The following is a 12800-nucleotide window of genomic DNA, read 5'->3' as shown; positions in this document are numbered from 1 at the left end:
GAAGCTCAACTTAATTTTCCTTGTAAACTTAAAGAATCTTAATGGCTCAATAATAATTATGAAAGAAGATCATTTTTCACGATACAGCCGGCAGATATTTATCGAAGAAATAGGATTAGAGGGACAAAAGAAAATAAGTTCTTCCAAAGTTCTTATCGTAGGTGCAGGAGGCTTGGGAAGTCCGGTTATACAATACCTGGCCGCTGCAGGAGTAGGAATCTTAGGCGTTGCAGATTTTGATGAGGTTGAGCTTCATAATTTGAACCGGCAGATCATTCATACTGAAAATAGGGTAGGATTATCCAAAGTGAAAAGCGCAGAAACATTTGTAAAAGAACTTAATCATCAGGTTAAATTGATAGGAATTGAGGAAAAAATCAATGAGAATAATGCCGAAGAAATCATTTCTCAATATGATCTTATTGTTGACGGCTCTGACAATTTTTTCACAAGATATCTGGTGAATGATACCTGCGTGAAACTGAAAAAAACTTTGGTTTATGGAAGTATTTTAGGGTTTTCAGGACAGGTTTCTGTGTTTAATCATAACGGAAGTAAAAACCTGAGAGATATTTTCCCGGAGCCTCCTTTTGATGAAAATATACCGGATTGTGACAGCCTTGGCGTATTGGGGGCTCTTCCCGGAATAATAGGCAGTATGATGGCTCTTCAGATTTTAAAAATTATCACGGATCTTCCGGTAAGTGTCAATCAGTTGACATTGGTAGACACGCTGAACTGGAGATTTCAGACGATAGATTTTTAATGTAAACACTAATATCACAAATATTTTCACAAATAACACTACTTCAATATCTATAGAAAGAGGCAGTAAAAATAATTACTGCCTCTTTTATTTATCTTAAGAATTATTGTGCCTGCTGCATAACACCTCCATTATCTTCTTTTTTAGTCTGGTTAAGGATATTCGGATCCTCTTTCGCCAGCTTATTTCTTGTCGGAATTTTATAGTTGATAGAAAATCCGAAATTTCTCGTGTCATACTTGCTGCTGATCATTACCGGAGTTCCTGATGGTGGATTAGAACGTACCTGCATCATCTGTCCGTTGAAAATATCATTCGCAAAAACAGAAAGCGTCAGACGGTTGTTCATAAACTTCTTTGTTAACGTAATATCCAGAGAGTTGTTGAACGGTTTTTCTGCCGTGAAGTAGAAATATCCTGCCTTTGGAGTCAGATAGCTGTAATTGGCTGTCATTTTGATGTCTTTAGGCAAAAGAATCTGAGTCATAATATTGAAAATCCAGAACCCTTTATTATTCAGATTGTCGATTTCATGTTTCTGATAACCGGCATATAAGTACATGAAGTTAATTTTATCAGGATTGAAATCAAACTTCATGATTTCGCTCAAAGGCTTGCTGAAAATCATGAAAGGAACCGGCAGACCCACGTTAAAGTTATGAATTTTCATATTCGAAATATTCACCTGCTCGTTGTAAAGTTTTCTTCCGTCTTTTCGGATGATCTGTGCCACCTGATTGCTTGCCGAACTTACGCTGTATCCGATAAATGCATAATCAAAAGCCGAAATTTTCAATTCATAATTATCAAAAATAGTAGGCTGTAGATTAGGGTTACCATTTACTTCCGTACTTGGTCCGGAGAACGTCACGTTATTCGGGTTCAGGGCAGAAATACTTGGTAAGCTGATTTTTCTGTTATAATTCGCAGCAATATAAACCTGATTCATCATATTATACTGTATACTCGCGTTCGGGAAAAATTTAAACTTATTGAAAGGAATCAAATTAGCCTCTACCAATTTTGCATCTTTATCAAAATACCTTGTTACCCCTGAAATGTCATAGTTCTCAGCACGGGAACCCAATGTGAAGTCAAATTTTTTCAATTTTGCCTGAAACTCCAAATACGTAGATGCCGTTTGTCTCTGATATTCAAGATTGGTTAGTCCAAAACTTTCCGTATCATAATCCTGTTTTTCGTACAATCCTCCAAAGCTCACTTTTCCGCCATCAAGAAGCTTGATAGGCTGGGCATAATCTACTTTGAAATTGGCAATATTCATCACCGATTTATTGTTCAGAATATCTTTCAAACCATTGGTAGGGCTGTTAATAGGTAAATAAGGTGCTGCTGCAAAATTACCGTTCTGAAAGAAATTATCCTGTGCAAATTTACTGTCTGATCTTGTATACCCAAGCTGGAAGTCCAGTTTTTGAGATTTGTCAGCAAAACGTTTCTGATATGTTACCACGGCTTCCTGTCTCAGGCTATTGGTGTGGGCAACATCCGAAGACGTATAAAAAGCTTCTCTTAAATCTTTTGGATTATTCTGAAAAGGTAAATCTCCATGACCGTTACTTAAAGTATAATTGTCATTATTATTGTGATAAATATCGTAGTTTAATAATAATCTGTCCTGACCCAAGTCAAAAGTTAATCCAGATTTTGCAAAATATCCGCGTCCATATCTGTCGGTATGACTCGTTAAAAGTTCATCCTGCTGACCATTCAGCATACTTTCACGGTAATTTTGACCTACGTTCAGCTGCCATCCGAAATATTTATTCCTTGCATTTAAATTAACAGAATTGGTCGTTCTGTTTCTGTATTTATCATAATTCGTGAAAGAATAGTTCCCCGAATACGTAGCGGTTAAATATTTATTGGCGTTTTTGTTGGTAATAATATTCATGATGGCACCTCCGGAAGTAGCCGGAAATTCAGCACCGGGCTGTGTGATTACCTCAATTCTTTCTACAGAATTGGCAGGCATTCCTTCAAGGAAGGAGTTTAATTCATTGGATGTGATGTTCAAAGGTCTCCCATTCAGGTATACTTCAAGCATTTTTCCCTGATACATCATTCCTGCGATGTCGGTAGATACAAGTCCCGGAAGTTTTTTAATTCCCTCCAAAACGTTCCCGTTGTTCAGCTGAGGCTGTTCGGAAAAGTCAAAAATAGTACGGTCTGCTTTTTGTTCAACGGCTTTTTTAGTTTTGGTGATAACTACCCCTTCAATTTGTTTTTCCTGAGGTTTATTACTTTTCTCCTGCGAGAAAACAAAAACAGAGCCTAATAAAGATAAAGCGAAAATCGTTTTTTTCATAATGTTTTTACTGATATCCGGTTAGACGCTGAAAAAGATAATTTGTTACGCTAAAATGTTGAAAATCGAAAATTTAGGATAAATATTTTTTTATTTTGCATGACATTATAATTGTTTAATCTTCTGGCAAGTTATTGAGCACGGTTTTTCTCTTCAAAATTGACAGCCCTACTATTTGATTTTACTTTTTGATTCCCCAAATTATAAGTGATACTTAGTGTCAGTCTCCTGGCATCCCAATAGTTGTTGAAAGATTGTGTATTATCAGTAAAATACATATCAGCTCTCAATCCGGACTGTCTGAAAATATCGCTTACAGAAAGATTGACCTGAAGGGCTTTTTCCGCAAAACTCATTTTGATTCCCACATCCAGGCTTGCTGTGTTTTTCATAGAAAAATATCCGTCTCTGGAAGGAAGATTATTCCAGTAATTGACAAATAGCATGAATGTCTTAGCTTTATTCAGTTGGAAAGTATTGTTCAAAGAAAAATAAAATGACTGTCCGTTTTTAGCAACCAGATTGAACTTTGTAATCTGAGTTTCATTATAACTGAATGAGGTTGAGATATTACTTTCCCAGATTTTGAAAAACGTATCCGTATAATTGAAATTGAGCCCGTAAATATTCTGATTGTAATAATTTTCATAGGTACTGACAAGGTTAATTCCGTTCAGGAATGAAATCTGGTCAAAATTATTTGTGGTTCTCTGGTAGTAAAGATTGGCAGAGAATTTACTTTTAAAAATATAATTGAATTCAATATTATGGTTAAAAGACGGTTGCAGGCTTGGATTTCCGGCATAATAGGTATTAGGATTAGAATACCATCGGAACGGATCTAAAGCCCGGAAATAAGGACGGTTGATTCTTCGGGAATAATTAATGCTGAACTGATTATTGTCATTGGCTTTATAAGATAAATAAGCTGTTGGGAAAAACTTTCCGTAATTATTCTCGGATCTTGACTGTGCAGTAGGGGAGAAACCACTGGTTTGTGAATATTCATAACGGAGCCCCGCCTTTACTGACCATTTTTCGCCAAGGTCTTTGCTGGCACTGATATAAGCTGCATAATTCTTTTCATTATAATCAAAAAGATTGCTCTTTGCAGGATCTATGATATAATTCCCGTTGGTGAAATTAAAATATCCGATGTCCGAATTATTAGAAAACTGGCTGTATTTCGCACCGGTTTCTAACTGGATTTTTTTGAAATTTAAAATTAAATCTGCCTGTCCGGAGTAGATTTTATAATCTACCGAAGAGAGGTTTCTTACAACCTGTATTGCATTGCTGGCGACATTTCTGGTTGTGAAATTAACTTCCGTATCGGGCAAATTTCCATAATAGTTGGCTCCAAAACTAAGTTTATGCTCCCCCAATTTTTGATCAAAATAGAGATTAAGCATTTGGGTTGTAAAAGGAGAACGATGCTTTGAGTCCGTCTCTGTTTGTAAAGTAGATGTATCATCTGTAAAGTAATTTTGCGTGGAATTGATATCCATATTAGAATGCCCCTTGGTAATATCATATACCAATCCTATATTGGAATTTTTAGAAAGAGAATAATCAAAATTAGCATTCAGACCAAGTCCGTCATTCATATCCCGTCTATCATTCTTACTTATAGAAGAATTTTGACCGATAATATTATATTTTTCTACTGATCTTTTATCTCCGTCATAACCCATAAGCTTAACGGAAGCTTTCATTTTTTCATTCTGATAATTTATTCCTGCCACACTGCTGAAACCGGCATATGTTTTTTGAGTATAATTGGTAGTCAGATAGCCATTCCAACCAAGATTCTGATTCTTTTTAAGAATGATATTAATAATTCCGCTGTTTCCCTGCGCTTCATATTTGGCAGGAGGGGTAGTGATCACTTCTATTTTCAATATATTTTCAGAACGCAGATTTCTAAGATAATTGATCAGTTCAGATCCGGAAAGATTGAGCATACGGTCGTTGACCATCACAGAAACCCCGTTTTTTCCGGCAATGGAAAGAAGACCTTTGTTTTCATCCACCTGTAATAAGGGAGTGCCGGCAAGAACTTCCGTACCGGAACTTCCCTGAGATAGCATAGAATTCTGAACATTGTAAACAAGGCGGTCCACTTTACGTTCTACCAAAACTTTTTTACCATTTACCGTTACTGCCTCAATTTTGTTGATATTGGCAGAATCTTTTGTTTGTGCTGTTATAAAAGAACAAAAAAGGGTAGTTATAAATAAAAGGTGCTTTTTCATAGGTTATCAATGACAGATTAAATGATGTTTATATTAAATTTCTCTGACAAAAGTATAGGAAGAGCCCTTCAGTGGAAATAGCGTTTAGATGAAGTCCAGGATTATACACGTCAAAATAGTTTCGTCGGAAAAAAACAGGTTTTTATCGAAAAGGGTTGATGAATTATCCCCACAGAGATTTATATTTGAGTATGAATAAAAAGCAAATTATCTGGCTGCAAATTATTTATTGGGGGTTCAACTTTTTTGGAACCGTCATTACGCCTAATTTTTTTGTACCGGAAACCAATCGTACTGAATTACATATTCTGAGAATTACCTTTTTTATTGTAAAAATTAGCACATTCTATATTTCTTATCTGTTTATATTTCCGAAGGTTTTTAAGCTTGAGAAATTGTATTCGGCGGTTTTCGTTTTTATCCTGACACTTTTATGTTTTGCCAGTATGAGATATGCTTTAGAAGAAATGATTCTACCTTCTACTCTTGGTTTTCGGAATTATGATGAAAAAACAGGACTTCTCTACTATTTCTTTGATAATATATACAATAGCTCACTGACTACTTTTATAGCAGGTATTCTATGGATATTGGAGAGATATGGTATAGCAGAAAATGATAAAAAGCAACTTCTGATCGAAAAAAAACAAGCGGAGCTGCAGGCGCTAAAAACCCAGATCAATCCCCATTTTATTTTTAATTCATTAAATAATATCTATTCTTTGGTCTATCAGAAATCAGATAAAGCACTTCCTGCCATTGAAGAACTTGGGCAATTGTTGAGGTACAGCACAAAAGACCTTGAAAAAGACTCAATTTCTCTGGATAAGGAAATTGGATATATTGACAGTTTAATTGCTCTGGAGAAACTTAGGATCAGAAATCCTGACCTGTTGAGTATAGAAAAAGATATTCAGTATCTACAGCTTAAAATTTCACCGATGCTCTTGGTTCCTTTTGTTGAGAATGCATTTAAACATGGTGATTTTCGTGATAAAGGTTTTGAAATGAAAATCTCAGATCATGATAAGGTGCTGCACTTTTATCTTTTAAATTTTAAAACGCATAGAATGAAAGATACTGTTTCAGGAATAGGTATTCAGAATGTGAAAAAAAGACTGGAAATATTATATCCTAAGCATCAGCTTGAAATCCGGGATTCAGAAACAGAATTTATTGTAGATTTAAAAATTGATTTACGGGATGAATAAGATAAAATGTATCATCGTTGATGACGAGCCATTGGCAATCTCTCTTCTTGAACATTATGTAGAAAAAATACCTTTTCTTGAGTTGGTTTTTTCTACAGAAAACCCGATTCTCGCTTTAGAATATCTTCAGAAGAACGATTCTGACCTCATCTTTCTGGATATTCAGATGCCGGAGCTTACGGGAATCAATTTTATGAAGATTGTTGGGCCTGATCAAAAGTATATACTGACAACAGCTTATTCAGAATATGCCCTGGAAGGATATGAGCATAATGTTGTGGATTACCTTTTAAAACCTATTTCCTTTGAAAGATTTCAAAAAAGCGTATTAAAGGTTCAGGAGCGGTTTTCCTTTCCACAGGAGGAAAATACCCATTTCTTTGTGAAATCCTCAGGACAAAGGTATCGTATTGGCTTTCATGAGATCCTTTATGTGGAAAGCATCAAAGACTATGTCAATATCCGGACAGAAAATGATGAGTTTATTGTTCTTGATACTCTTAAATCAATGGAAACCCAGCTTTCTGAAAGATTTGTACGGATTCATAAATCTTTCATTGTCAATTTGGATAAAGTCAAAAGTATCGGGGCTAAAAAAGTTATTCTTCCCGACTATGAAATTCCTATCGGGGAAAGTTATAGGGCAGGTCTTCTTGAGAGATTAAAGTGATGAAATATCATGATATTAATTTGAGAGTTAAACCTTACAGGTTTCTAAAACCTGTAAGGTTTGGAATATTTGCCAAATCTCAACAAAGGATATTTCAATACAGTTAAAATAAAAAAGACGACTTCTAGTGAAGCCGCCTTTATATTAATTAATCTAACAATTAATCTTATTTTTCCTGTTGTTTGATCAGATTCAGAGCAGAACCAGCCTTAAACCAATCAATTTGCTGATCGTTGTAAGTGTGGTTGGCCATGATGATGTCTTTAGTTCCGTCAGCATGAACGAATTCTAAAGTCAGTTGCTTTCCTGGAGCAAACTGGTCAAGATCTAAGAAGTTAACTGTGTCATCCTCCTTGATTTTATCATAATCTGCTTCATTAGCGAAAGTTATTCCAAGCATCCCTTGTTTTTTAAGGTTGGTTTCATGGATTCTCGCAAATGATTTTACCAATACAGCTTTCACACCAAGGTGTCTAGGCTCCATTGCAGCGTGTTCTCTTGAAGAACCTTCACCGTAGTTCTGGTCTCCCACAACAATTGTTGGAACGCCTGCCGCTTTGTATGCTCTTTGTACAGCCGGAACCTCACCGTATTCGCCGGTTAATTCATTTTTAACTTTATTGGTTTCCATGTTGTAAGCATTTACAGCTCCTATCAACATGTTGTTTGAAATATTATCTAAGTGACCTCGGTATTTCAACCATGGTCCAGCCATAGAAATGTGGTCAGTAGTACATTTTCCGAAAGCTTTGATCAATACTTTAGCTCCTTCAATGTTTTTACCATCCCAAGCCGGGAATTCTTCTAATAACTGAAGTCTGTCTGAAGTAGGGCTTACGTTGACAACAACACTGGAACCATCTTCTGATGGAGCCTGATATCCATTATCATCTACTGCAAATCCTTTTGAAGGAAGCTCGAAACCTTTAGGTTCGTCAAGTTTTACCTGTTCGCCTGCTTCATTAGTTAAAGTATCAGTAATTGGGTTAAAATCTAGTCTACCTGAAATCGCAACAGCAGCTACCATTTCAGGAGAAGCTACGAATGCGTGGGTATTTGGGTTTCCGTCAGCTCTTTTTGCAAAGTTTCTGTTGAATGAGTGAATAATAGAGTTTTTCTCTCCTTTTTCAGCACCTTCTCTGTCCCATTGTCCGATACATGGCCCACAAGCATTAGTAAAGATTCTTGCATTTTCAAATTTTCTGAAAGAATCTAAGAAACCGTCTCTTTCTGCAGTAAATTTCACCTGCTCAGAACCAGGGTTGATTCCTAAGATTGCTTTAGGTTTTACCCCTTTGGATACAGCGTCTTCTACAATTGACGCTGCTCTTGATAAATCTTCATAAGAAGAGTTGGTACAAGAACCGATAAGAGCCCACTCAACTTCTAAAGGCCATCCATTAGCTTCAGCTTTAGCTCTGAATTCAGCAACTGGAGTCGCCAAGTCCGGAGTGAAAGGTCCGTTTAAGTGAGGAGTCAGTTCAGAAAGATTAATTTCTATTAATTGGTCGAAATATTGTTCAGGGTTAGCATATACTTCAGCATCACCCGTTAAGTGTTCAGCAATTTTATCGGCAGCATCCACTACATCCTGTCTTCCTGTCGCAGAAAGATATCTTCTCATAGAATCATCGTATCCGAAAGTAGAAGTTGTAGCTCCAATTTCAGCACCCATGTTACAGATTGTACCTTTACCGGTTGCAGAAAGAGATTCAGCACCTTCACCGAAATATTCTACGATGCATCCTGTACCTCCTTTTACGGTAAGGATTCCTGCTACTTTTAAGATAACATCTTTTGCAGAAGTCCATCCGCTCATTTTACCGGTTAATTTTACCCCGATAAGTTTAGGCATTTTAAGCTCCCATGCCATTCCTGCCATTACGTCTACCGCATCAGCACCTCCTACACCTATTGCTACCATTCCCAATCCTCCTGCATTTACCGTATGAGAGTCAGTACCAATCATCATTCCTCCAGGGAAGGCATAATTTTCCAATACAACCTGGTGAATGATACCCGCTCCCGGCTTCCAGAATCCGATTCCGTATTTATCACATACAGAACTAAGGAAGTTGAATACCTCAGAGTTTTTGTTGATACCTTCCTGCAAGTCTTTGTTAGCCCCTACTTTCGCCTGGATTAGGTGATCCGCGTGAGCAGTGGAAGGAACGGCTACTTTAGTTTTTCCTGCCTGCATGAATTGTAAAAGTGCCATCTGTGCGGTGGCATCCTGCATCGCTACTCTGTCTGGTGCGAAGTCTACATAAGAGTTTCCTCTTTCATATTCTTTTGTAGCATTTCCCTCCCAAAGGTGGGTGTAAAGAATTTTTTCTGAAAGGGTAAGAGGTTTTCCCACGGTTTGTCTTGCCGCAGCAATTCTTTCCGGGTAACGCTCATACACCTTTTTGATCATATCAATATCAAAAGTCATATCTTAATTTAGTTTTGTTCTTTTTCCGTTAATGCTTCTTTTTCTACTGTCTGAAAAAGAAAAATCACTTTGTTTATATATCAAAAAACGTTCCTATAATCCATAAACAGGGATGTTTTTGATTCCAAAATCAATAGATTTTATAACTTTCAATTTAAGAAAAAATAGAATTTATTTTCCGGATTTTATCGAAAAAAAAACGTAACTATCTTAAAATAGAAACGTTCTAAACAAAAAATTGGAAAATTTTAAATCCTTGAGGACTAAAATCTTCCAATTATATAATTTTCAATAGTCTTGCGACGTATTTATTAATACTCTTAGTGAGCGCTTGTACTTGTCAATTCTTTAATAGAAGGTACAAAAGTGGTAAGGTCTATACCCTCAACCGCAGCTTTATACTCGTCAATGCTAGGAATTCTTCCGATGATTGCAGAAAGAACAACAACCGGAGTTGAAGCAAGCAGGGATTCTCCTTTTTTACGTTCAGAATCTTCAACTACTCTTCCCTGGAAAAGACGGGTAGAAGTAGCTAAAACAGTATCTCCTTTAGCTGCTTTTTCCTGATTACCCATACAAAGGTTACATCCAGGACGCTCAAGGTACATTACGTTTTTGTATTCAACACGAGCTTCTCCTTTTGGAGCATTGTCATCAAATTCAAAAGCTGAATATTTTTCTAGTAATTCCCAGTCTCCTTCTGCCTTTAATTCATCAATGATGTTGTAAGTAGGAGCTGCTACTACAAGAGGAGCACTAAATTCTACTTTTCCTTGTTGCTTTTCAATGTTTCTAAGCATCTGAGAAACAATCTTAAGGTCTCCTTTGTGAACCATACAAGATCCTACGAAACCAAGGTCTACTTTTTTCTCACCTCCATAATAAGAAAGATCTCTGATGGTATCGTGTGTATATCTCTTAGATACATCGTCGTTGTTTACATCCGGGTCAGCAATCATTGGTTCAACAATTACGTCAAGATCTACCACTACTTCAGCATAATATTTAGCGTTTGAATCAGGAGTCAAAGCAGGTTTTTCTCCTGATCTGATCTCTGCAATTCTCTTGTTTGCTTTGTCAATTAGTCCCTGAAGAACTTTATTATGGTTATCCATACCCTTGTCAATCATGATCTGGATTCTGCCTTTTGCAATTTCCAGTGATTCAATCAAAGTATTATCTTCAGAAATGTTGATAGAAGCTTTTGCCTTCATCTCAGCAGTCCAGTCTGTAAATGTAAATGCTTGGTCAGCAGGAAGTGTTCCGATGTGAACCTCAATGATTCTACCCTGGAATACGTTTTCTCCTCCAAACTGCTTTAACATCTGAGCTTGAGTAGCATGAACCACATCACGGAAATCCATGTGTTCTTTCATGTTTCCTTTGAACGTTACTTTTACAGATTCAGGAATTGGCATTGATGCTTCACCTGTAGCTAATGCAAGAGCAACCGTTCCTGAGTCAGCTCCGAAAGCTACTCCTTTAGACATTCTTGTATGAGAGTCACCTCCAATGATGATGGCCCACTCGTCTACAGTGATATCGTTAAGAACTTTGTGGATAACGTCAGTCATCGCGTGGTATTCACCTTTCGGGTCACGGGCTGTAATAAGACCGAACTCGTTCATGAATTTCATCAGTTTTGGAATGTTAGCCTGAGCTTTTTTATCCCATACTGAAGCGGTGTGACATCCTGACTGGTAAGCACCGTCAACAATTGGAGAAATCACCGTTGCTGCCATGGATTCAAGTTCCTGAGAAGTCATAAGACCTGTTGTATCCTGAGATCCAACGATATTTACCTGTACACGAACATCTGAACCGGCGTGTAAAACTTTTCCTGGCGTAGTTCCAACAGCATTTCTGTTGAATATTTTTTCTACAGCTGTAAGTCCTTGTCCTTCATGAGAAATTTCCTTTGATGGAGCAAAAACAGCAGGAGCTTCAACTCCTAAAAGCTGAGCTGCAAATGTCTGTAGTTTTTTGCCAAATACGATAGCATAAGATCCGCCCGCTTTGATGAATTCCATCTTTTGCGGAGTGAAAGATCTCGTAAGATCAATTAATTCCTTATCTCCGTTATATAGTTTCTTTTCTTTTGTATTAATCGTTAAAACAGTTCCTGTTGCTACAGAATAAGCTTCCTCAAGAACTATGTCACCATTTTCGTTACGAATAGGATTTCCGTTTTCGTCTAATTTTTTCACCCAGTTTTTAAGGTCAATACCAATACCTCCGGTAACGTCTACTGTTGTAAGGAAGATCGGAGAAATACCGTTTGTTCCTCCTACAATTGGAGCAATGTTTACGAATGGTACATATGGGCTTGCCTGTTTTCCTGTCCAAAGAGCAACGTTATTTACTCCGGACATTCTTGATGACCCTACACCCATTGTTCCTTTTTCAGCGATAAGCATAACGCTTGCATCAGGATGTTGTGCCTGTAAAGCTTTAATTTCTTCCTGAGCCTGAGGAGTGATCATGCATTTACCATGAAGTTCACGGTCTGATCTTGAATGGGCCTGGTTACCCGGAGAAAGTAAATCTGTAGAGATATCTCCTTCACCAGCGATAAATGTTACTACTTTAATTTCTTCAGCAACTTCAGGAAGTTTTGTGAAAAACTCTGCTTTTGCATAGCTTTCAAGAATTTCTTTTGCAATTTCGTTACCGCTATTGAATGCTTCTTTCAGACGGTTAGTATCTGCCTCATAAAGGAAAACCTGTGTTTTAAGAACAGTTGCAGCTTCTTTAGCAATAGCTGTGTCATTACCTAAAGCAAGATCAAGCAATACTTCAATAGAAGGTCCGCCTTTCATGTGAGATAATAGTTCAAAAGCATATGCCTGAGAAATTTCTTCTACTATGGATTCACCCAGAATAATTTCTTTTAAAAATTTTGCTTTTACTCCCGCTGCACTTGTAGTTCCGGGTAGCGTGTTATAAATGAAAAATTTAAGAGAATCCGATCGGTCTGCATTACCTGAATCTTTAATCTGTGTAATGATTTCGCTTAGTAATTCAGCACTATCAATTGGCTTTGGATGAAGCCCCTGGGTTTTTCTTTCTTCAATCTCTTTGATGTAATCCTTATAAATATTCATAATAGAAGGTCTTTCAACATTAAAGGTAGGC

The 12800-nt window shown here is 37.0% G+C and carries 7 protein-coding genes; 3 read left to right on the top strand and 4 right to left on the bottom strand.

Going from position 1 to position 12800, the window contains the following annotated elements; translation table 11 throughout:
* The first annotated feature begins 58 nt into the window (after nucleotides 1–58).
* Complete coding sequence (locus KIK00_RS13985; RefSeq protein WP_255812994.1) at nucleotides 59–766, top strand: HesA/MoeB/ThiF family protein; 708 nt, start codon at nucleotides 59–61, stop codon at nucleotides 764–766.
* Between the two features lie 103 nt (nucleotides 767–869).
* On the opposite strand, the gene KIK00_RS13980 is transcribed toward KIK00_RS13985, so the two are convergent.
* On the bottom strand, nucleotides 870–3095 hold the full coding sequence (locus KIK00_RS13980) for an outer membrane beta-barrel protein (protein WP_255812993.1): 2226 nt from the start codon (nucleotides 3093–3095) through the stop codon (nucleotides 870–872).
* 131 nt (nucleotides 3096–3226) lie between these two features.
* A complete protein-coding gene (locus KIK00_RS13975; RefSeq protein ID WP_255812992.1) occupies nucleotides 3227–5350 on the bottom strand; it encodes an outer membrane beta-barrel family protein in 2124 nt (707 codons plus the stop codon).
* 191 nt (nucleotides 5351–5541) lie between these two features.
* On the opposite strand from KIK00_RS13975, the gene KIK00_RS13970 reads away from it, so the two are divergent.
* Both KIK00_RS13970 and KIK00_RS13965 read left to right on the top strand, forming a co-directional pair.
* On the top strand, nucleotides 5542–6561 hold the full coding sequence (locus tag KIK00_RS13970; protein ID WP_255812991.1) for a sensor histidine kinase: 1020 nt from the start codon (nucleotides 5542–5544) through the stop codon (nucleotides 6559–6561).
* Nucleotides 6554–7231 carry a LytTR family DNA-binding domain-containing protein gene (locus KIK00_RS13965; protein WP_255812990.1) on the top strand — a complete coding sequence of 226 codons (678 nt, stop codon included), beginning with the start codon at nucleotides 6554–6556 and terminating at the stop codon, nucleotides 7229–7231. The genes KIK00_RS13970 and KIK00_RS13965 overlap by 8 nt, the downstream gene beginning before the upstream one ends.
* A gap of 166 nt (nucleotides 7232–7397) precedes the next feature.
* Here KIK00_RS13965 and KIK00_RS13960 read toward each other — a convergent pair whose 3' ends face one another.
* On the bottom strand, nucleotides 7398–9665 hold the full coding sequence (locus KIK00_RS13960) for an aconitate hydratase (RefSeq protein ID WP_255812989.1): 2268 nt from the start codon (nucleotides 9663–9665) through the stop codon (nucleotides 7398–7400).
* A 320-nt stretch (nucleotides 9666–9985) separates the two neighbouring features.
* Nucleotides 9986–12769, bottom strand: coding sequence for a bifunctional aconitate hydratase 2/2-methylisocitrate dehydratase (locus KIK00_RS13955; RefSeq protein ID WP_255812988.1), 2784 nt, complete (start codon nucleotides 12767–12769; stop codon nucleotides 9986–9988).
* Between the last annotated feature and the right edge of the window lie 31 nt (nucleotides 12770–12800).

This window comes from Chryseobacterium sp. MA9 (assembly GCF_024399315.1).
Lineage (GTDB): Bacteria > Bacteroidota > Bacteroidia > Flavobacteriales > Weeksellaceae > Chryseobacterium.
This window is presented reverse-complemented; position numbering and strand designations above follow the sequence as displayed.

Coding starts and splice junctions, on each gene's coding strand:
- KIK00_RS13985 (WP_255812994.1), top strand. CDS start 59: ATGAAAGAAGATCATTTTTCACGATACAGCCGGCAGATATTTATCGAA.
- KIK00_RS13980 (WP_255812993.1), bottom strand. CDS start 3,095: ATGAAAAAAACGATTTTCGCTTTATCTTTATTAGGCTCTGTTTTTGTT.
- KIK00_RS13975 (WP_255812992.1), bottom strand. CDS start 5,350: ATGAAAAAGCACCTTTTATTTATAACTACCCTTTTTTGTTCTTTTATA.
- KIK00_RS13970 (WP_255812991.1), top strand. CDS start 5,542: ATGAATAAAAAGCAAATTATCTGGCTGCAAATTATTTATTGGGGGTTC.
- KIK00_RS13965 (WP_255812990.1), top strand. CDS start 6,554: ATGAATAAGATAAAATGTATCATCGTTGATGACGAGCCATTGGCAATC.
- KIK00_RS13960 (WP_255812989.1), bottom strand. CDS start 9,665: ATGACTTTTGATATTGATATGATCAAAAAGGTGTATGAGCGTTACCCG.
- KIK00_RS13955 (WP_255812988.1), bottom strand. CDS start 12,769: ATGAATATTTATAAGGATTACATCAAAGAGATTGAAGAAAGAAAAACC.